The organism is Neisseria sicca VK64 (assembly GCF_000260655.1).
In the GTDB taxonomy this organism is placed as follows: domain Bacteria; phylum Pseudomonadota; class Gammaproteobacteria; order Burkholderiales; family Neisseriaceae; genus Neisseria; species Neisseria sicca_B.
Genome location: NZ_AJMT01000138.1, coordinates 1 through 21016, shown reverse-complemented (window position 1 = coordinate 21016; position 21016 = coordinate 1). Strand labels below are relative to the sequence as shown.

Below are 21016 nucleotides of genomic sequence, written 5' to 3'. Positions count from 1 at the left end.
AAACCCGGATGAGCAATCAGTTTTTGAATTGAAGTCCGCAAGGTTGCACGCCGCCCAAAACAATGCGGCCGTGTGCGGAAGGATACGGATAAAGAAGGCAATAAAGAACAATGCGGCGGAACACTCCGTCCGCCGCCGAAGTCCGGACGGTACAGGCCCGGCTTAGAAAACAGGTAGCCGACATCTTCTTATTATCGTTATGCCGGAAGTTTCGAACGGTGCGGCGCGGCAGGTTTGTCAAACACCCGTCCCTCGTCTTATGCCCGGTCAAATCGGCAAAATCAAATCAAACTTAATCACGTTCCTGCGTTTACGGGCTTGGGCATAAACGCAGGGAAAATGCTTTGCAGAGTGCGTTTTTAATATAAAATCTCGTTTTAACAATACCATCCGTCCCATACGGCCTGTTTGTACAGGTTTCTGCCGAAACGGATGTTCGAGATTATAGATGAAAACGCACGCAATAAGCAAAGATTCAGTCAGCCTGATTACCGTCGCCGAACACGAAGCCGGACAACGCCTTGACAACTATCTGATAAAAATCCTCAAAGGCGTACCCAAAAGCCATATCCACCGCATTATCCGCGCCGGCGAAGTGCGCCTGAACAAAAAACGCTGCAAGCCCGACAGCCGCATCCAGACAGGCGACCTGCTCCGCATCCCGCCCGTGCGCACCGCCGAAAAACAAAGGTCGTCTGAAAACCGCGCCCAAGCCGTACCCGCGCGCGAATTTACCATCATCTACGAAGACGACGCATTGCTCGTCATCGACAAACCCGCAGGCACCGCCGTCCACGGCGGCAGCGGCGTGAGCTTCGGCGTCATCGAACAAATCCGCCGCGCCCGCCCCGATGCCCGCTATCTCGAACTTGTCCACCGCCTCGACAAAGACACCAGCGGCCTCTTGATGATCGCCAAAAAACGCAGCGCGCTCGTCAAACTGCACGAAGCCATCCGCAACGACCATCCCAAAAAAATCTACCTCGCGCTGGGCGTAGGCAAACTGCCGAACGACAGCTTCCACGTCAAACTGCCCCTGTTCAAATACACCGGCGCGCAAGGCGAAAAAATGGTGCGCGTCAGCGAAGACGGACAATCCGCGCACACCATCTTCCGCGTGCTCAACCGCTTTTCAGACGACCTCCTGCACCAAGTCGGCCTCTCGCACCTCACCCTCGTGCAAGCCACCCTGAAAACCGGCCGCACCCACCAAATCCGCGTCCACCTGCAATCGCAACAATGCCCCATCGCCGGCGACGAACGCTACGGCGACTACCAAGCCAACAAACGCCTCCAGAAACTCGGTTTGAAACGAATGTTCCTCCACGCCGCCGAACTACACCTCGACCACCCGCTGACAGGCGAAAAACTCATCTTAAAAGCCCCGCTGCCGCAAGACTTGGCACAATTTGTCTTAATGCTGGAAAACGCGGGGAAGGTCGTCTGAAAGATAAATCATGCCCTCAAATCACAACATCCTACCTGCCGAAGAATTTGTCCAACGCTGGCTGAATTTCAAAAAAAGTTATCTGTCAGAATTGAAAAACCGCCGTTCCGTTTCCGCGACGGCGCAAAAAATAAACATGCTGGAATTAACGGACAAGCAACGTCGTCTGTTTGACTCCGCATTGGAATCGGCATTGGACGACGTAATGTATTCCTTATTGCTCGGCTTGGATGGCGAAGCGGAAATCGGCGGGATACAGGAATCCTTTACCATCCTGAATGAAAACGGTGAAACAGTTTCCCCGTGTGGTGAATTGTCCGATGCAGCCTACATGCTGATCCGCCAAACGGAAAACTGATTGCTCAGGTCGTCTGAAAAATTTTCCATATTTTCAGCCAGCTTCGCCACATTAGAGCTCGCTCGGAAAATTAAATACTAACCGTTCCCGAAAACACCCAAAGGTCGCCTGAAACCCGTAGCGTGGGCTTTGCCCACGAAATAAATGTGAAAATAAAGACAGTTTCAAATTGTCAGACAACAAGTTTCGCGGGCAAAGCCCACGCTACAACTCCACTGCCCTGAGAACCTAATCCCTTAATAACCCCACGCCTTTCAGACGACCTTTTTTTCCGCTACCATAACGCCCGACACAACACGGACAAACACCATGACCCCGACACAGCAACTCCAATCAGGCATACAGGCATTAGGTTTGGACCTATCCGCAGAACAGCAAACCCTGCTGCTCGCCTATACCGGCCTGCTCAAAAAGTGGAACAAGACCTACAACCTCACCGCCCTGCGCGACGAAGAGCAAATGGTCAGCCACCACCTGCTCGACAGCCTGACCCTGCTCCCCTACCTACAAGGCGCGCACACTATGCTGGATGTCGGTTCCGGCGGCGGACAGCCCGGCATTCCCGCCGCCATCTGCCGTCCCGACCTCAACATCACCCTTCTGGACGCCAACACCAAAAAAACCGCCTTCCTGCAACAAGCCGTCATCGAACTCGGACTCGCCAACGTCCGCGTCGTCAGCGGCCGCGTCGAAGCCGTTCAAGACCTCCAAGCCGACATCATCACCAGCCGCGCCTTCGCCGAACTCGCCGACTTCGTCAACTGGACGGCACACCTGCTGAAAGACGGCGGCCGCTGGGTCGCCATGAAAGGCGTGTACCCCGAAGAAGAAATCGCCAAACTCCCCGACACCGTCGCCGTCGAACGCGTCGAAGCCCTCCACGTCCCAGGCTTGGATGCAGAACGGCATATGGTGGTTTTGAAGAAGGTTTGAGCCTTCCGAACGTTGAGTCTGAATATTGCAAAGGTCGTCTGAAAACCCGAAACAGGGCTTTTCAGACGACCTTTCGGTTTATGGCTGCTTCGTTGCAAAATATAAACACGGTTTGTCATAAATAAAGATAATTATTATCAATTATTTCGATTAAGCAAAAATATTTCCTATAATGCCGCATCCCTTCACCTTTCGAGTTGAACATGCAATATTCTGTCCGCCTTTCCCTGCTTCCCGCCCTGATTGCCTCCGCCTTCCCGCCGTATGTCGCCGATACCGCCGATAGCGAACATTACACCGCCACCCTGCCCACCGTTACCGTGGTCGGACAGTCCGACACCAGCGTACTCAAAGGCTACATCAATTACGACGAAGCCGCCGTTACCCGCAACGGCCAGCTCATCAAAGAAACGCCGCAAACCGTCGATACGCTCAACATCCAGAAAAACAAAAACTACGGCACGAACGATTTGAGTTCCATCCTCGAAGGCAACGCCGGTATTGACGCTGCCTACGATATGCGCGGCGAAAGCATTTTCCTGCGCGGTTTTCAAGCCGACGCATCCGACATCTACCGCGACGGCGTGCGCGAAAGCGGGCAGGTCCGCCGCAGCACCGCCAACATCGAGCGCGTGGAAATCCTGAAAGGTCCGTCTTCCGTCCTTTACGGACGCACCAACGGCGGCGGCGTCATCAATATGGTCAGCAAATACGCCAATTTCAAACAAAGCCGCAACATCGGTGCGGTTTACGGCTCGTGGGCAAACCGCAGCCTGAATATGGACATCAACGAAGTGCTGAACAAAAACGTCGCCATCCGCCTCACCGGCGAAGTTGGGCGTGCCAATTCGTTCCGCAGCGGCATAGACAGCAAAAACGTCATGGTTTCGCCCAGCATTACCGTCAAACTCGACAACGGCTTGAAATGGACGGGGCAATACACCTACGACAACGTGGAGCGCACGCCCGACCGCAGTCCGACCAAGTCCGTGTACGACCGCTTCGGACTGCCTTACCGCATGGGTTTCGCCCACCCGAACGATTTTGTCAAAGACAAGCTGCAAGTTTGGCGTTCCGACCTCGAATACGCCTTCAACGACAAATGGCGCGCCCAATGGCAGCTCGCCCACCGCACGGCGGCGCAGGATTTCGACCATTTCTATGCAGGCAGCGAAAACGGCAGCCTAATCAAGCGCAATTACGCCTGGCAGCAGACCGATAACAAAACCCTGTCGTCCAACTTCACGCTCAACGGCGACTACAACATCGGCCGTTTTGAAAACCACCTGACCGTAGGCTTGGATTACAGCCGCGAACACCGCAACCCGACATTGGGTTACAACCGCGCCTTCTCCGCCTCCATCGACCCCTACGACCGCGCAAGCTGGCTGGCTTCGGGCAGATTGCAGCCCGTCCTCACCCAAAACCGCCACAAAGCCGACTCCTACGGCATTTTCGTGCAAAACATCTTCTCCGCCACGCCCGATTTGAAATTTGTCCTCGGCGGCCGTTACGACAAATACACCTTTAATTCCGAAAACAAACTCACCGGCAGCAGCCGCCAATACAGCGGCCACTCGTTCAGCCCCAATATCGGCGCAGTGTGGAACGTAACACCCGCCCACACGCTTTACGCCTCGTATAACAAAGGCTTCGCGCCTTATGGCGAACGCGGCGGCTATTTGAGCATCGATACTTCGTCTTCTGCCGTGTTCAACGCCGATCCCGAGTACACCCGCCAATACGAAACCGGTGTCAAAAGCAGTTGGCTGGACGACCGCCTCAGCACCACATTGTCCGCCTACCAAATCGAACGCTTCAATATCCGCTACCGCCCCGACGCGCAAAATGATCCCTACACTTGGGCAGTCGGCGGCAAACACCGTTCGCGCGGCGTGGAGTTGTCTGCCATCGGACAAATCATCCCCAAAAAACTCTACCTGCGCGGCTCGTTGGGCGTGATGCAGGCAAAAGTGGTTGAAGACAAGGAAAATCCAAACCGCGTGGGCATCCATTTAGAAAACACCAGCAACGTTACCGGCAACCTGTTTTTCCGTTACACGCCGACCGAAAATCTCTACGGCGAAATCGGCGTAACTGGTACGGGCAAACGCTACGGCTACAATTCGAGCCAAAAAGCAACCACCACGCTTCCCGGCTTCGCCCGTACCGATGCCATGCTCGGCTGGAACCGCAAAAATCTGAACCTCACTTTCGCCGTCGGCAATCTGTTCAATCAAAAATACTGGCGTTCCGACGCCATGCCCGGCGCGCCGCGTACTTATACGGCGCGGGTGAATTACAGTTTCTAAATCCGGACAGGAAACAGAACAAAGGTCGTCTGAAAACTCGTGTTTCGAGTTTTCAGACGACCTCTCGTTTTGGTATGCGGGATATGCCTTATCCCAGCGAGACCATTTCGATTTGTTCCATGCTGCGTCCGAGGAAGCGTTCGCCTATGGTGCGGAAGCGCAGGGGGATGTCGCTGACGTAGAAGCGGTAGTCGGGGCTGTCGTTTTCAGTGTTGAGCAGCCCTGCTTGGGCGAGTGCTTGGGCGGTCGCTTCGGCGGTGGTGATGGCGGAATCGACCAGGGCGACGTTTTGCGCTTCTTTGCCGATTAGGGGCTTGAGCAGCGGGAAGTGGGTGCAGCCGAGGACGAGCGTATCGATGTCGTCCACCAAGAGCGGTTTGAGGTATTCGCGCACGGTCAGGCGGGTCACTTCATGGTCAAGCCAGCCTTCTTCCACCAGCGGCACGAGCAGCGGCGTCGCCTGCGTGCGCACGAGCGTGTCGGGGTTTTGGGCGTGGATGGCGCGGGCGTAGGCGTTGCTGTTGACGGTGGTGTTGGTGGCGATGATGCCGATTTTGTTGTTGCGCGTGGTGTTCAGAGCGGCCTGTGCGCCGGCGGAAATCACGTCCAATACAGGCATATTGCCTGCTTTTTGGCGGATTTTCTGTCCGGCAACGGCGGCAATGGTGTTGCACGCGATGACCAGTGCCTTAACATCGTTTTCCAGCAGGAAATCGACAATCTGCATGGCGAAGGTTTCGATGGTGGCGCGGGATTTGGTGCCGTAGGGAACGCGGGCGGTGTCGCCGAAGTAGATGATGTTTTCCATCGGCAGGCGTTCCATCAGGGCACGGACGTTGGTCAGGCCGCCGACGCCGGAATCGAAAACGCCGATGGGGCGTTGTTTGCTGATAGTCATGATGCGGTTTGTACGGATTAGGTATGATGGGGCGGATTGTACACGTTCGGCGCAAGGCTTAACAGGGACGGAGGTCGTCTGAAAGGGTTTGAGTTGTGCGGAAACGGTATTTTCAGACGACCTCTGCGGCGTTTGGACGGCAGACGGCAAAGATGCCGATTGAACATCTTTATCTAACTTTATCCTCCCTTATGTTTGCAAATGCCCGTAAATACAGCATAATTAAGGTCTTTAGAACACGATAAGGCTGATTTCATGAGCGAGGGCGCAACCTTTTCCCGCCGGCTTCCCGACGAAGAGTCCACACTCGAGTTGGGCGGAAGTTGGGCAAAATCGCTGCGTGCGCCATTGGTCATCCATCTGCAAGGCGATTTGGGCGCGGGGAAAACCACGTTCACGCGCGGCATCCTGCGCGGACTCGGACACACCGGCGCGGTCAAAAGCCCGACCTACGCCATCGTCGAATCCTACCCGCTGGAAGCGTTCACGCTCCATCATTTCGACCTTTACCGCTTTGCCTCGCCCGAAGAGTGGGAAGATGCGGGTCTAGACGACCTGTTCTCCCCTGACAGCGTCTGCATCATCGAATGGCCGCAACAGGGCGGCGCGTTCACGCCGCCCGCAGACATCACCGTATCCCTGAATCACGCCGAGCAGGGCAGAACCTGCACCGCTACCGCACACACCGCCAACGGACAAAAAAGTTTAGAAGCATGGTTAAATTCAAACTGACACGAAGACAAGTCGTCCGCCAAACTGCCGGACTGTTGTTCACCCTCACGCCGATTGCCTCCGCCCTCGCCAAAGCCGCGCCGCCCGCCCAATTCGTCGCCGCCCGTATTTGGCCTTCGCACGCATATACCCGCATCACCATCGAAAGCTCGCGCGCGCTGCAATATCAGCATTTCGCCTTGGAAAACCCCGGCAGGCTCGTCGTCGACATCCAAAACGCCAACATCAACAGCGTCCTGCAAGGCATTTCCGGCAAAGTCCTGCCCGACGACCCCTACATCCGCAGCATCCGCGCCGGACAAAATACCCCGACGACCGTGCGCGTCGTGATCGACCTCAAGCAAAACGCTCATCCGCAAGTCTTCTCGCTTGCCCCTGTCGGCGGCTTTAAAAACCGCCTCGTGATCGACCTTTATCCGCACGGCGTCGATGCCAACGACCCGATGATGGCGCTGCTCAACGGTAACCCGCCGAAACGCATGCAAACCCAACGTCCTGCCGAGCGCACAAACATTGCCCAAGACACGCCTGCGCGTTCCAACCGCGGCGGACGCCGTCCCGTCATTATGATAGACCCCGGTCATGGCGGCGAAGACCCCGGCGCCATCGGACCCAGCGGCTTGAAAGAGAAAAACGTCGTCCTCTCCATCGCCCGCGAAGCCAAAAACCGCCTTGAAAGCATAGGCTACACCGTTTACATGACCCGCAACGAAGACATCTTCATCCCATTGGGCGTGCGCGTCGCCAAAGCCCGCGCCCGTAATGCCGACGTGTTCGTCTCCATCCACGCGGACGCCTTCACCAGCCCGTCCGCGCGCGGTACCGGCGTGTATATGCTCAACACCAAAGGTGCGACCAGCTCCGCCGCCAAATTCCTCGCCCAAACCCAAAACAACGCCGACGCCATCGGCGGCGTTGCCAAAAGCGGCAACCGCAGCGTCGATAATGCCATTCTCGACATGACCCAAACCGCCACCATGCGCGACAGCCGCAAGCTCGGACATTCCGTCCTGACCGAATTGGGCAAACTCAACCAACTCCACAAAGGCCGCGTTGACGAAGCCAACTTCGCCGTCCTGCGCGCGCCCGACATCCCGTCCATCCTCGTCGAAACCGCCTTCCTGTCCAACCCGACCGAAGAGCGGCTGCTCGGCAGCGATTCCTTCCGCCGCCAATGCGCCGACGCCATCGCCACCGGCATCCAAAAATACGTCAATACCGCCGCATTGCGCAGAGGGTAAGTCTGGTTTGCCGGAAAAGATAAAAGGTCGTCTGAAACTTTGAAATCGGTTTTCAGACGACCTTTGCTTTCAGACCTTCTTAACGGCGCGGCTTATTCTTTGCCGATGCCTTTATCCAGCCCCTGCGTCAGACCGTTGATGTCGCCGCCGTTCAGACCCAACTCTTTCAAGAGGCCGTCAACCAGCGGGGCTTGGCTGCGGTAGCGCAGTGCGCTGTTGACCATTTGGTCGGCGAGGCTGGCTTGTGTGGTTTGACCGTCCGACACGCTTTCGGAGCCGTTGGCAGCGCCGCTGAATCCGCCCAAGCCGTTGACTTGCAGAATCTTGATGTCGTCGATGTTTTCCATCGGGCGCACGGATTCGCGGATGATGTCGGGCAGGTGTTTCAACAGGGCGAGGCGCACTTGCATTTCGACTTGCTCGACGCTCAGGACGTTGGCGGCTTCGTTCACGGCACGGGTACCTTCGGCATCGACTTTGTATTGCTGCTCTTGCGCTTGCGCCAGCAGGACTTTGGCATCGGCCTCACCTTTGGCTTGCAGGCGTTGTTTCTCGGCTTCGGCTTCGGCGGCGATGCGCACGGCTTCGGCGCGGTCTTGCGCGGCCTGTTTCTCGGCTTCTGCGGCGACGGTGAGCGAAATCGCGTCTTTTTGCGCGGCTTCTTCGGCGGCAATCAGTTCGACGGCTTTGGCACGTTCGGCGCGTTCGGTTTCGCGTACGGTAATCACGCTCTCTTCTTCACGCACGGCGGCGGCACGGGCTTTGTCGGCCTCGGCTTTGGCTTCGGATTCGGCACGCGATTTCTCGGCAACGGCGATGGCGCGGTCTTGTTCTGCCAATTCGATGGCTTTGCGGCGCTCGACCTCCGCCTGCTCGACGGCTTGGGCTTTGCGGATGTCTTCGTTTTTAATGTCGCGTTCGGCGGCGATGCGTTTCAAATCCACTTCGCGTTCGGCGGCAATTTTGGCTTCTTCCGCTTCGCGTTTTTTCTGCGCTTCCTGCTCGGCGATGCTGGCTTCCTGTTCGGCGCGGCGCACGGCAATTTCGCGTTCTTGTTCGAGTTTGGCGTATTCTTCTTCGCGCGAGATTTTCAGGCGTTGCTGCTCGGCTTCAAGGTTTTTGGTTTTAATTGCCAAATCGGTGTCTTGTTCGATTTCGTTGCGTTTTTTGCGGCGGCCTTCGATGGTTTCGGTCAGTTTGGTCAGACCTTCCGCGTCAAAGGCATTTTGCGGGTTGAAAAACTCAAAGCTGGTTTGGTCGAGGCCGGTCAGGGAGACGGTTTCGAGTTCGAGGCCGTTTTTAAACAAATCTTCGCTCACGACTTGTTGCACTTTCTGAACGAAATCAACACGTTTTTCGTGTAACTCTTCCATCGCCATTTCGGCGGCGACAGCGCGCAGGGCATCAACGAATTTACCTTCGACGAGGTCTTTCAATTCGTCGGGCGACATGGTTTTCATACCCAGCGTTTGCGCGGCGGTGGCGATGCTCTCGGCGCTGGGTTTGACGCGGACGTAAAATTCCGCCATCACATCGACGCGCATCCGGTCGCGGGTAATCAACGCCTGCTGCGCCGCGCGGCGCACTTCAAGACGCAATGTGTTCATGTTGACGGGGATGATTTCGTGCAGCACGGGCAGCACCATCGCGCCGCCGTTCATGATGACTTTTTCGCCGCCGAAGCCGGTACGGACGAAGGAGACTTCTTTGCTGGCGCGGCGGTACAGGCGGGTGAGGATGAGGCCGAGTACGAACAGCGCAACGAGTATGACGCCGGCGATGATGCCGATGGAAACTAAGTTCATGGGTTTTCCTTTCTTGTTGTCGATATACCCTTGAGGGGGCGTGGGTTCAGACGGTTTTTTTAGGGTTTGGGGTCGTCTGAAAGGTTAAAAATTTTGGGTTTTAAAGGTAGGTCAGATTCTTGAATCCGATAATTTCGGTTATGTGCAATACGGCTGAAGCGGAACGGTTCGTCGGATTCGAGAATCCGACCTACCGAGCTTAAAATAACGACCATAACGGCTGTTTTTTGTTAGTTTTATAAAATTTTTAGCGAGCAAATTCGCAGCAGGACTTATAAAGTTGTGATTCTTTTATTCATCTTCATCATGCAAGAAGGCGTCTTCTTCCTCTATATAATTCTTTGTATCTTCCTGAGAAGCAATTATGTTATCCAGAAAATTTAGACTAACCTCATCGTCCTCACTATCAAGGAATAAATGAATTTCACCACCCAGATTTATAATGCTTCTTAGTACTTTCCTGAATTCTCTTAGCTTTTCCAGATCTAAATATAAGGTTTCAAGAATCTTTTCTTTATTTTTAAGTCTTCTTTGAATTTCAATAATCGGTTCTTGATTAAAAGCTCGTATAACTTTCAAAATCTTAATTTCATTTTTATTAGTTGAAACTTTCACAAAAAATTTGTGTATCATTCTTTCCTTTCGAAATCAAAAATCTTCAATAGGGTTTATTCGTTTCCCTAGAAAGCTTTTCTTACAGTTTCCACCGATTTGCTAAGTGAGTAAACCGTAGCGTGGGCTTTGCCCGCGACCTACTGTCGTTTGAATCAAACGATCATCCGAGCTGTTTGCTTCGTGGGCGAAGCCCACGCTACGGACTACTTGAGGGGCGTCGGTTCAGACGGTTTTTTTAGGGTTTGGGGTCGTCTGAAAAGTTAAAAATAACGGTTTTAAAGGTAGGTCGGATTCTTGAATCCGATAATTTCGGTTATGTGCAATACGGTTGAAACGGAGCGGTTCGTCGGATTCAAGAATCCGACCTACCATTTCTGTTTTTTGCAAACCGTAGCGTGGGCTTTGCCCGCGACCTACTGCCGTTTGAATCAAACGATCATCCGAGATGTTTGCTTCGTGGGCGAAGCCCACGCTACGGACTACTTGAGGGGCGTCGGTTCAGACGGTTTTTTGGAATTTTGGGTCGTCTGAAAAGTTAAAAATAACGGTTTTAAAGGTAGGTCGGATTCTTGAATCCGACAATTTCGGTTATGTGCAATACGGTTGAAGCGGAGCGGTTCGTCGGATTCAAGAATCCGACCTACCGAGCTTATACCTTGAATACCACTGCCAGCCTGTTAATTCAATCAATGCGTTTTGGGAAGCTGTTGTACAAATATTGTGTCTTCCCAAGCCCAGCAGTCCGCCGATTACTGTTGTTCCTCTGCGTTCGGTAATCAAACTGACTCCGACGATGTCACTCATATGTATACGGTCAAACTTCCTGTAAGTCCCGTCATGTCCGCCTTGATAACGGATGCGTCCGAATGCGCCGTAAATAATCAATTTTTCGCGATCAATATAAATCGATTTCCGGGTCGTCAGCCCGCTCCACCAACGTTCCACGCGCCACAGCCACAATAGCGTGAGTACAATAGCCAGCAGCCAAGTCATGTTGCTTGAAAGCGATAGATCCATCCATTTCACTATCTTCAGCCAGAGACCGCCTACGCCGATGAGGCCGAACAAGAAAGCAACCAAGGGTTGAAACAACAAACCTCTGAATAACGAATGCTGAAACAGCAGCCCGTCGCCGACAACGATGACACCTCGCGGCAGCTTGTTTTTCAACGCTTCGATGAGGGATTGCATATCGCGCTCGGACTGCGCCAAATAATCCATATCTATCCCCGTTTTGTTTTTCTAATTAATTGATAAATGGTAATTCATTGCAAACCGGCGTTTATCTGTTCAGACGACCTCAATCCACCAAGCTCCCGCTCGGATTCAAAATCGCCTTAAACGTATTCCCCTCCAGCGACACCAGCAACACCGCGTCGCCTTGTTTCAACACTTCGTCGGAATCCGGTTCCGCCATCACATAATGCTGTTGACCATATACATCCTTCACCCGCACCTGCGCCGCGCTGCCTGCCCGTGCTTCGCCCAGCACCACTGTGCCTATGCGTCCGATTAGGCTTTCCTGCGAAACGGCGGTGGTTTCGTCTTTGGGCATGATTTTGTACAGTCCGCCCGCCGTCAGGCGCACCAGCGGCAGCGAAAGGAACCACACGGCGACTGCCGCCAGCCATCCGTTCAGATAGCTGCCGAACACGGCGGCAAAGGTCGTCTGAAACAGGTAGCCCGTCAGTCCGTACACGGCAAGGAACACCACCATCAGCATCAACACCGGCACGCGACCGACATACAGCCAGCTCAGAAACCTGACGAACACGCCCGCGTCCGCCGCGTCCAGCCCGACTTCGGCGTGCGCGGTTTCGGTCAGGCTGTCGGGCAGCAGGTTGTCCAGCCAGTCGCTGATGCCTCCCGCCAGCATGGAGATGACTTCCAACACGCCGAGCAAAACCATCAGCGCGATGGCGATGCCGAAGATTTCCGTTTCGGGGGCGTTGATTAAATTCCACATATTCCGTTCCTTGTTCTATCAACTTTCAGACGACCTTAAATAGACTGCTTGCGAAAATTTGAATGTTTGATTGTCGTCATTCCCGCGCAGGCGGGAATCCAGAAGTTTGCGATTACGGCAATCTTCAAATAATACTTCTAGAATCGAGGTCTGGATTCCCGCCTGCGCGGGAATGACGGCATTAGGTATGCCTTATTTGAATTTGACCTATCCGTGCATCCCAAACAGACATTCGGTTTTCAGACGGCCTCTCCGCTCTCAATCTCGGCGCGGCATTCAATCGGAAAGTTGACCGAGTTGGCGATGAAACACAGGCGGTGCGCTTCGTGATGCAGTTCCAAAGCCTTGGCGCGGTCGCTTCCTGCGGCGATGGTAACGCGCGGCTTCAATACGGCGGAGACGAAACGCCCCGCGCTCCCATTCCCGCCTTCGTCCATCACCGCTTCGGCATGATCGGTGTAGGCGGTAACGCAGATACCCGCGTCGGCACACAAGTGCAGGTACCATAATTTGTGGCAGGCAGAAACGGCGGCCAACAGCATTTCTTCGGGGTTCCAGCGGCCCGCATCGCCGCGGAAGGCCGGGTCGGCGGAACCGTGTAAGTCGGGCTTGCCCTCGGCGGAAACGGTAAAGTTGCGCAAATAAGCGGTGTAGGATGATGTGCCTTCGCCAAGATTGCCCGTCCATGTTGTCGCAGTGCGGTAGGTGTGTTTTTTGCTCATTTTGACATTCCTTTCAATTATTTACTGTTCGCAGCAATAAAGACGGTATCCGCCTTGAAATACCGACTCTAGTTGAGCCAGGCATAAGCCGATGCGCCCGCCGCCAAACTGATGCCCAGCCACAGCAGGATTTTGGTCTCCGCCCATACATCATCCCAATACCGCCCCCGCAGCGCGCTGATAATGTCGGGTGTGCAATAGAATTCGACGCATTCGATAAATTCGTCCCAATCCTTAAACATCACAAAGTAAAGCAAGACGGCGGTTAGCAAGCCGATCAAAATGGCAAAAATCATGAAATTCCCCTATTTTTCAGACGACCTGTGCGTACCGTAAAGAAAGGTCGTCTGAAAACGCTCCTAACTTTTCCCTAAGTCCTGCGTGTTTAAATGTCTATACCGACAACAGACGCAAAGGGAACGAAATGAAACATTCTCAGTCGCAATATACAAAGCCGTCCAAACCGCTTTTGAAAAAACTGCTGCTTCCTGTCGCCGCTGTTTGCGCCATTTTTCTTGCAGCAGAAGGTTTCGACCTTTACGAAGACTACGCCCAATACCGCATGGAGACAGACCCGGCGTTCGCGCAACACCACGACCGCGCTTTGTCCATCCTGCATAACAGAGGCTACGAAGTCCACGATTCCGACACCGACCTCTATTGGGCAAGACCCGTTTTGGAATTTGAGGCCTACAAAGGCAGCTTGGAATACAAAATCGTGATGTCTTATCCCGATTTGAACATTCTCGTAGAACGCGTTGATTTATAATCCGCTTCCGAATATTCTTGATTTGACTTACCCCACGTCCCGAAAGGATACGACATGAAAAAACTTTTACCGGTATTACTCTTAGGCAGTATCGCACTGACCGCATGCGCCGCCCCCTATCCTTACGACTATTACGATGACGACTATCGTACCGACCGCTACGAGCAGCGTTATGACCGTTACGATGACCGTTATGAGCGTGATTACGACCGTAATGACGACTACCGTTACCGCAACGGCAAGTATTACGATGACGACTACATCGAACACCAAATTTACAGCGATCCGTCCTTCGAGCAAAAACGCGCACAAGTGATGCGGATTCTCGAACGACGCGGCTACCAAGTTCACGAAATCGAAGCCGACGACCGCCGCGGCCGCCCCGTATTGAAAGCCGAAGCCTTCAAAAACGGACGCGAATACGATATCGTTTTCTCATGGCCGGATTTACGCATCATCAGCGAACGCATCGACTACTGATTCGTTCCGCCACACGCTGCAAGGACAGGCTCCGCGCGGCGTTTTTCTTTTCAGACGACCCTTTCTGATAAAGAAGGTCGTCTGAAAACTTATTTTCTCGCTTTCAACGCCGCCAACCGTTCGGCAATACGGTTGTTGCGGCTCAAGTCTTCCAATTCCTTCAATTTTGCCAACTGCGCGGCATCGGTGCTGCTGTGTACCGCGTTCTGACGGCCCATCACGCGGTCGAAAGCGTTGCCGCTTTTTTCGGCATCACGGGCGATGCGGTTGAGGTCGCTGCCGCCTGCCGCTTTGCCTGCGCCCGTGCTTTGCTGCGCGGCGCGCCAGTCTTGTAACTGCTGCTGCATCTCGCGTTTTTTCGCCTGCAAGGCGGCGATAAAGCCTTCAAGTTCTTTTTCCTGCGCGGCACAGTCGGCGATGGTGTTTTCCAAAACAGGCAGGCGCGCTTCGATGTCCATTTGTTCGGCGATGCCCGCTTCGGCAAGGTCGTCTCGCCCCGCCGCTACGGCGGCTTGCAGGTTGGCATCGATGGCTTCGTGGCGGTTACTTTCATCCGCCATTTTCTTGGCGGCAAGATGTTTCTGCGCCAACACTTTGCCCAACTCGGCACGCACTTCGTCCACCGCCCGCTCGATTTCGCGGATGCTCTCGTTCATGACCGCCTCGGGCGCAAGGTTCTCCGCCGCATCAATCAGGGCATGAAAACCGCCGCTCACCAGACGGCCCACTCTGCGGGATAGGGTTTCGCTCATTTGGATTTTCCTTTCTTTATGAAATCATGAGAAATATTGTGTTTAGCCGGCATTCGATTGTGCCAACCAGTCGTAATATTGCTCCCATGACAATGTTTCGTTTTCGTCTTCTTTGCCTTCCAGCAGGGCTTGTTCTAAAGCTCGTCTGAATGTGGCGCGGGTATCCGGGTGGGTAAACCAAGCCGACAGTCGGGCGGCGAATTGCGTTCTATTCGGACAATGCTCGGGCAGATAGCAGACTTTGTACCAATCCGGCTCGTCGCTTCCATACGGAATCTCTAAATACAAGTCGACAAATTCGCGTAAAGCTGCCGTTTTATCCGCCTGTTCCGTCCACACTGCCAGCAGTTCGTCGACAACATCCAATCCGGCAAATTGAAACATATTTAGCCAAACGACCAAGCAGCCTTCGTAGCGGGGCGCGGTCAGTTGCGAGTCAAACCAAGCGGCGGCGAAACGTTTCAACCAATCGATTTCTTCTTTTTTCCAGCATTCGGGAAAATGGCAACACAACTTATCGAGCAACGTTTCATCAAGCGATCGGACATCTTCCTCGTTGACCAAAGCCTGCAAAATACGTGGCAGAAAATGTTTCATGTCTAAAGCCGTCGCGGCTCCGCTGTCTAAAGGTACGCTGCCCAAATACGCCTGCAACATATCGACAGGAATCTCGCGTAACGGATATTCCAACAACGCCTGTTGGAAATCTTCGGGAGAGCAACTATTGCAAGTGCAGATATTCAGCGGGAAGCGCACGCTGTAAGGTGCAAATAATTCGTATGCTTCTGCTATCCATTTTTCCATCTTTGTTGCCTTGCCTTTGATAAATGTACACCATACCTCTCCAAAAGAGCTTTCAACTTGTGAGATAAAGCTTTGATAAAGCAACACCTAGCATATATCTCATATATGCCCTACAAATGAATTTATTTTTTATACTGAACACAACTTACCTATTTAAATTATTCCAAACGGTAAACCCCCTATACCCACCAGTAATTATTACTTTACTATCCAGGCAATAAAGTAAAATATCCTCATTGTCCATAAAATATACCGCATTTAAAATTTCTTTTAAAAATTCTTTTTGAAAACAGAAGCCTATTTTTGAACTATGGAAAAGCATAAAAATCTCATTTTCACCAATCTCTGCTTTAAGATCAGAAAAAAAACATTCTTTTTCCAATTCTGAGTAATCTAAATAACGATATTTTATGGTTAAATCATGATCAAAATATACAATCCTATCTTCTGTTTTAGAAATATATATTTCCCAGAATAGTTTAGTTGGATTTTCATCAAAAAACTGTATTTTTTCTAATATTTCTTCACTTATACCAGATGCCTTAAGTTCTACATATGAAGGGTAAAGCCCTTCCTTTGATAATTTATATAATATATCTTTTTTCATTTACTCTCCCTTTCTTAAAGCTGGAATAGAACCATTTCCATTTTGGACATAGATGTTCAGGACTGAAAGGAGAAGCCTTTCAGACGACCTCAAACCTTGCACTACTTGCTATGCGTGATTTCTTTCAACTGACCGTTTGCTCCGATAACGGCGCGGAAATTGCCGCCCAGCGCTTTAGGTGGTTTGCCGCTGATAATCCAATGTTCCCCGTCTTTTTTCACCCGATACGGCTTTTGCGCTTGAGCGGTTTGTTCGCCGTAATGCTGCGTCACATAAATTTCGGTCAGCCGCAGGACTTGCTGCTCGGTAACGGGTTGTGCGCCGCCGTCCGCGCTCACTGCCAAAGAGGGATAGATGAACATACAGGTCAGAAGCCAATGGTGGATTTTCATTTTTCAGTCAGCCCTTCCTTCACACCTCAAACCTCGCCCGCCTGCTGCACAATCTTCGCCAGTTTCAAAGTGTTTTCAAGCTGTTGCAGCACGGTATCGTCGTATGCCGCGCCTTTGCCGGTTACGGCGAGCTGCAAGATGCTGTCGGTCAGGCGGACGATGCGCCACATCAGTTCGCGTTCGTATTTTTTCAAACTGTCGAGGTCGGCTTCTTCGGGCAGGTCGGCGGCGAGCGTCGCGCCCAAGTCGGGCAGCTGCTCAAACAAGCGCGCAACGATATGCGAATGCACCCCCGCCTGCTTTTCCGCGTGCAGCACGTCATGTTTCGCCGCTTGGAAAAACTGCTCCTGCGCCGTCAGCGCGGAACCGTAATCGCGCGTCTGTGTATGCGCCAAACGCGCCTGCTTGAGCAGCTCGCGGATTTTTTCAGACGGCGTATTCGCGCCCTCTATTTTTAATTCGGCAATAAAATCAGCATCTTCCTGAGTGATTCTTACGCTGACTGGGATACGGTTTGTTGCACTCATATTCGTTTAATTTGGTTTGTATTCATTTGTATACAAATATACAAGATGAAATGACAAGGCGCAATATTTGAAATGGTTTATTTTTGTAAACCCTAAAACTCGCTAAAACACGTTTGCGGATACATGGGGAGAACCGAGCTTTTCCTTTATAATCCATCCATCTATTTTTCACTTATTTCAAGCAGGTTCACCATGTCCAAACCCACTCTCCTCCTCGTTGACGGCTCTTCTTATCTTTACCGCGCTTATCACGCGATGGCGCAGTTGTCCGCGCCTGACGGTGCGCCGACGGGTGCGCTTTACGGCGTGTTGAACATGTTGCGTCGGCTGCGGGCGGATTATGTTCATGATTATTGCGCGGTGGTGTTTGATGCGAAGGGCAAGAATTTCCGCCACGAGATGTTCCCCGACTACAAGGCGACGCGCCCGCCGATGCCGGACGATTTGCGCCCGCAGGCGGAAGCCTTGCCAGATTTGGTGCGGCTGATGGGCTGGCCGGTGCTGGTGATTCCGCAAGTCGAAGCGGACGACGTCATCGGCACGCTGGCGGCGATGGCCGGTGAAGCGGGTTGGAATGTGGTGGTGTCCACCGGCGATAAGGACATGGCGCAGCTGGTGAACGAGCGCGTGACGCTGGTGAACACGATGAGCGGCGAAACGCTCGACATTGAAGGCGTGAAGGAAAAATTCGGCGTGCGCCCCGACCAAATCCGCGATTATCTCGCGCTGATGGGCGACAAGGTGGACAACGTGCCGGGCGTGGAAAAATGCGGTCCGAAAACGGCGGTGAAGTGGCTGGAATCCTACGGCTCGCTGGCAGGCGTGATGGAACACGCTGCGGAAATCAAGGGCAAGGTCGGCGAAAACCTGCAAGCTGCACTGCCCCAACTGCCGCTTTCGTATGATTTGGTAACGATTAAAACCGATGTGGACTTGCACACCGAGCTTTCAGACGGCCTTGAAAGCCTGCGCCGCACTTCGCCGAAATGGTCGCAGCTTGCGGTCGATTTCAAACGCTGGGGTTTCCGCACTTGGCTGAAAGAAGCGGAAAGCCGTATGCACGAAGCGGCGGACGGCGATTTGTTCGGCAGCGATACGATAGGCGAACAGGCGGCGTTGGACATGGAAACGTCGTCTGAAAAAATCAGAGAACATGCCCCCGCGCCTGAAAAGCTGGATTATCAAGCCATTACCACCGAAGCGCAGTTTGCCGCTTTGTTGGACAAACTGTCGCGGGCGGACACCATCGGCATCGATACGGAAACCACGTCCCTAGACGCGATGAACGCCGCGCTGGTCGGCATCAGTATTGCGTTTCAAGCAGGCGAAGCAGTTTACATCCCCGTAGGACACAGCCTGACCGCCGCGCCCGAACAACTTGATTTGCAAGACGTATTAGGTCGTCTGAAACCGCATTTGGAAAACCCCGCACTGAAAAAAATCGGGCAAAACCTCAAATACGACCAACACGTTTTCGCCAACTACGGCATCGTCCTGAACGGCATTGCCGGCGACGCCATGCTCGCTTCCTACATCATCGAGAGCCATCTCGGACACGGTTTGGACGAATTATCCGAACGCTGGCTCGGCTTGGAAACCATTACCTACGAATCGCTGTGCGGCAAAGGCGCGAAGCAAATCGGTTTTGCCGATGTCGCCATCGGGCAGGCGACCGAATACGCCGCCCAAGACGCCGATTTCGCCCTGCGCCTCGAAGCACACCTGCGCGCGCAAATGGACGCCAAACAGCTTGAGATGTATGAAAAAATGGAGCTGCCCGTCGCGCAGGTATTGTTTGAAATGGAACGCAACGGCGTACAAATCGACCGCGCCGAACTCGCCCGCCAAAGCGCAGAACTCGGCGCCGAACTGATGAAGCTCGAACAAGAAGCCTACGCCGCCGCAGGCCAGCCGTTCAACCTCAACTCGCCCAAACAGCTTCAAGAAATCCTGTTCGACAAAATGGGCATCCCCACCAAAGGCCTGAAAAAAACCGCCAAAGGCGGCATTTCCACCAACGAAGCCGTGCTCGAACAGCTCGCGCCCGACTACCCTCTGCCCAAAATCATCCTGCAAAACCGCAGCCTGGCGAAACTCAAATCCACCTACACCGACAAACTGCCCGAAATGATTTCCCCCAAAGACGGCCGCGTGCATACCACCTACGCCCAAGCCGTCGCCATTACCGGCCGCCTCGCCAGCAACAACCCCAATCTGCAAAACATCCCCATCCGCACCGCCGAAGGCCGCCGCGTGCGCCGCGCCTTCACCGCACCGCAAGGCAGCGTCATCGTTTCCGCCGACTATTCCCAAATCGAGCTGCGCATCATGGCGCACCTTTCCGGCGACAAAACCCTCATCGCCGCGTTCCAAAACGGTGAAGACGTACACCGCCGCACCGCCGCCGAAGTATTCGGCATCGCCCCCGAAAACGTCTCGTCCGAACAACGCCGCTACGCCAAAACCATCAACTTCGGCCTCATTTACGGCATGGGCCAATACGGCCTCGCCAAATCGCTGGGCATAGACAACCTGTCCGCCAAAACCTTCATCGACCGCTACTTCGCCCGCTACCCCGGCGTCGCCGAATACATGCAGCGCACCAAAGAACAAGCCGCCGCCCAAGGCTTCGTCGAAACCCTGTTCGGCCGCCGCCTCTACCTGCCCGACATCCATAACAAAAACGCCAACGCCCGCGCCGGAGCCGAACGCGCCGCCATCAACGCCCCCATGCAAGGCACCGCCTCCGACCTCATCAAACGCGCCATGATAGACGTGTCCCGCTGGCTTTCAGACGACCTCTTACAAAGCAAATTGATTATGCAGGTGCATGACGAACTGGTGCTGGAAGTACCTGAAGCCGAACTGAATTTGGTGAAAGAAAAACTGCCGCAGATTATGGCGAAAGTGGATGAAGGAATGTTGAACGTACCGCTGGTGGCGGAGGTTGGCGTAGGAATGAATTGGGAAGAGGCGCATTGAGACGGTATGGCGTTTAACAGATTTTTGAGAAAGGGATAAAGTGATGGATGTTCGAGATTTAATTAAAGAAGGTGTAGCGTTATTCAATAACAACAAATTTGACGAAGCGATTGAGAAGCTGAATCAGGCTTTAGATGGAATTGAAGATAAAAATAGCCAAATTCAAGAGCAAAACGATATTCAGTTTTGGCTTGGCTGTTGCTATTTAGAGCAGGCGAAGCAAGCCGAAGGAAAGGATGTAGCTGAGTTGTTTGAGCAGGCAGTTGAACATTTCCAATATCAATTGAGGCTTGCCGAGCAGCTGGCAGATAAGCAAAACAGCCTTCAACAACAAACCTATGCCCAATTTTGGCTAGGCCGCTGCTCTTTTGAGCGGGCGAAGCGAGCTAAAGGAAAGGATGCAGTTGAGTTGTTTGAGCAGGCAGTTAAACATCACCAACAGCAATTGAGGCTTGCCGAACAGCTGGAAGACAAGCAAAACAGTCTTCAACAACAAACCCATGCCCAATTTTGGTTAGGCCGCTGCTCTTTTGAGCAGGCGATGAAAGCCAAAGGCAAGGAAGCGGCTAAGTTGTTTGAGCAGGCAGTTGCATATTTCCAACAGCAATTGAGTCTTGCCGAGCAGCTGGCAGACAAGCAAAACAGTCTTCAACAACAAACCCATGCCCAATTTT

General features: G+C 53.2%; 21 protein-coding genes and 1 pseudogene. 10 read left to right on the top strand and 12 right to left on the bottom strand.

The window, feature by feature from the left end:
- The first annotated feature begins 448 nt into the window (after nt 1-448).
- The 4 genes from HMPREF1051_RS08415 to HMPREF1051_RS08400 all read left to right on the top strand — a co-directional run bounded on the left by HMPREF1051_RS08415 (nt 449) and on the right by HMPREF1051_RS08400 (nt 5050).
- A complete protein-coding gene (locus tag HMPREF1051_RS08415; protein ID WP_003767132.1) occupies nt 449-1447 on the top strand; it encodes an RluA family pseudouridine synthase in 999 nt (332 codons plus the stop codon).
- A 10-nt stretch (nt 1448-1457) separates the two neighbouring features.
- Nucleotides 1458-1805: a hypothetical protein gene (locus tag HMPREF1051_RS08410; RefSeq protein ID WP_003767075.1), complete on the top strand. Its 348-nt coding sequence runs from the start codon at nt 1458-1460 to the stop codon at nt 1803-1805.
- 309 nt (nt 1806-2114) lie between these two features.
- Nucleotides 2115-2738, top strand: coding sequence for a 16S rRNA (guanine(527)-N(7))-methyltransferase RsmG (gene rsmG / locus HMPREF1051_RS08405; protein ID WP_003767114.1), 624 nt, complete (start codon nt 2115-2117; stop codon nt 2736-2738).
- A 203-nt stretch (nt 2739-2941) separates the two neighbouring features.
- Complete coding sequence (locus tag HMPREF1051_RS08400; RefSeq protein ID WP_003767077.1) at nt 2942-5050, top strand: TonB-dependent receptor; 2109 nt, start codon at nt 2942-2944, stop codon at nt 5048-5050.
- 88 nt (nt 5051-5138) lie between these two features.
- On the opposite strand, the gene murI is transcribed toward HMPREF1051_RS08400, so the two are convergent.
- Nucleotides 5139-5948 (bottom strand): glutamate racemase, encoded by an 810-nt coding sequence (gene murI, locus HMPREF1051_RS08395; RefSeq protein ID WP_003779418.1) that lies wholly within the window; start codon nt 5946-5948, stop codon nt 5139-5141.
- Nucleotides 5949-6203: 255 nt separating this feature from the next.
- Here murI and tsaE point away from each other — a divergent pair, with 255 nt between their 5' ends.
- Both tsaE and HMPREF1051_RS08385 read left to right on the top strand, forming a co-directional pair.
- Nucleotides 6204-6680, top strand: coding sequence for a tRNA (adenosine(37)-N6)-threonylcarbamoyltransferase complex ATPase subunit type 1 TsaE (tsaE, locus tag HMPREF1051_RS08390; protein WP_003767098.1), 477 nt, complete (start codon nt 6204-6206; stop codon nt 6678-6680).
- Entirely contained in the window at nt 6662-7921 is a 1260-nt protein-coding gene (locus HMPREF1051_RS08385; protein WP_003767102.1) for an N-acetylmuramoyl-L-alanine amidase, read from the top strand. Before tsaE ends, HMPREF1051_RS08385 begins: the two co-directional genes overlap by 19 nt.
- Nucleotides 7922-8013: 92 nt before the next feature.
- Here HMPREF1051_RS08385 and HMPREF1051_RS08380 read toward each other — a convergent pair whose 3' ends face one another.
- From HMPREF1051_RS08380 to HMPREF1051_RS08350, 6 genes are all read right to left on the bottom strand, one after another.
- Complete coding sequence (locus HMPREF1051_RS08380) at nt 8014-9726, bottom strand: flotillin family protein (protein ID WP_003767084.1); 1713 nt, start codon at nt 9724-9726, stop codon at nt 8014-8016.
- A gap of 291 nt (nt 9727-10017) precedes the next feature.
- Entirely contained in the window at nt 10018-10359 is a 342-nt protein-coding gene (locus tag HMPREF1051_RS08375; protein ID WP_036492596.1) for a hypothetical protein, read from the bottom strand.
- A gap of 609 nt (nt 10360-10968) precedes the next feature.
- The gene (locus tag HMPREF1051_RS08365; RefSeq protein WP_003767086.1) at nt 10969-11562 is read right to left on the bottom strand and encodes a hypothetical protein; all 594 of its coding nucleotides are present in this window, start codon (nt 11560-11562) and stop codon (nt 10969-10971) included.
- Between the two features lie 79 nt (nt 11563-11641).
- Nucleotides 11642-12307, bottom strand: a complete 666-nt coding sequence (locus HMPREF1051_RS08360; RefSeq protein WP_003767067.1) for a YqiJ family protein — start codon at nt 12305-12307, stop codon at nt 11642-11644.
- Nucleotides 12308-12546: 239 nt separating this feature from the next.
- Nucleotides 12547-13029, bottom strand: a complete 483-nt coding sequence (locus HMPREF1051_RS08355; RefSeq protein WP_003767130.1) for an OsmC family protein — start codon at nt 13027-13029, stop codon at nt 12547-12549.
- A 68-nt stretch (nt 13030-13097) separates the two neighbouring features.
- A complete protein-coding gene (locus HMPREF1051_RS08350) occupies nt 13098-13325 on the bottom strand; it encodes a hypothetical protein (protein WP_003767056.1) in 228 nt (75 codons plus the stop codon).
- A 128-nt stretch (nt 13326-13453) separates the two neighbouring features.
- On the opposite strand from HMPREF1051_RS08350, the gene HMPREF1051_RS08345 reads away from it, so the two are divergent.
- Together HMPREF1051_RS08345 and HMPREF1051_RS08340 are read left to right on the top strand one after the other, a co-directional pair.
- Entirely contained in the window at nt 13454-13798 is a 345-nt protein-coding gene (locus tag HMPREF1051_RS08345) for a hypothetical protein (RefSeq protein WP_003767095.1), read from the top strand.
- A gap of 54 nt (nt 13799-13852) precedes the next feature.
- On the top strand, nt 13853-14278 hold the full coding sequence (locus HMPREF1051_RS08340; RefSeq protein ID WP_003767121.1) for a PepSY domain-containing protein: 426 nt from the start codon (nt 13853-13855) through the stop codon (nt 14276-14278).
- An 89-nt stretch (nt 14279-14367) separates the two neighbouring features.
- On the opposite strand, the gene HMPREF1051_RS08335 is transcribed toward HMPREF1051_RS08340, so the two are convergent.
- From HMPREF1051_RS08335 to HMPREF1051_RS08315, 5 genes are all read right to left on the bottom strand, one after another.
- The gene (locus tag HMPREF1051_RS08335) at nt 14368-15030 is read right to left on the bottom strand and encodes a PspA/IM30 family protein (RefSeq protein WP_003767104.1); all 663 of its coding nucleotides are present in this window, start codon (nt 15028-15030) and stop codon (nt 14368-14370) included.
- A gap of 42 nt (nt 15031-15072) precedes the next feature.
- A complete protein-coding gene (locus HMPREF1051_RS08330; RefSeq protein WP_003767111.1) occupies nt 15073-15834 on the bottom strand; it encodes a hypothetical protein in 762 nt (253 codons plus the stop codon).
- Between the two features lie 145 nt (nt 15835-15979).
- Nucleotides 15980-16441 (bottom strand): hypothetical protein, encoded by a 462-nt coding sequence (locus HMPREF1051_RS08325; RefSeq protein WP_003767100.1) that lies wholly within the window; start codon nt 16439-16441, stop codon nt 15980-15982.
- A 101-nt stretch (nt 16442-16542) separates the two neighbouring features.
- Nucleotides 16543-16833: an NTF2 fold immunity protein gene (locus HMPREF1051_RS08320; RefSeq protein ID WP_003767093.1), complete on the bottom strand. Its 291-nt coding sequence runs from the start codon at nt 16831-16833 to the stop codon at nt 16543-16545.
- A 26-nt stretch (nt 16834-16859) separates the two neighbouring features.
- On the bottom strand, nt 16860-17360 hold the full coding sequence (locus tag HMPREF1051_RS08315) for a hypothetical protein (RefSeq protein ID WP_003767062.1): 501 nt from the start codon (nt 17358-17360) through the stop codon (nt 16860-16862).
- Between the two features lie 192 nt (nt 17361-17552).
- Here HMPREF1051_RS08315 and polA point away from each other — a divergent pair, with 192 nt between their 5' ends.
- On the top strand, nt 17553-20342 hold the full coding sequence (polA, locus tag HMPREF1051_RS08310) for a DNA polymerase I (RefSeq protein ID WP_003767079.1): 2790 nt from the start codon (nt 17553-17555) through the stop codon (nt 20340-20342).
- Between the two features lie 43 nt (nt 20343-20385).
- Nucleotides 20386-21016 (top strand): annotated as a pseudogene (locus tag HMPREF1051_RS08305) (tetratricopeptide repeat protein); the annotation flags it as partial.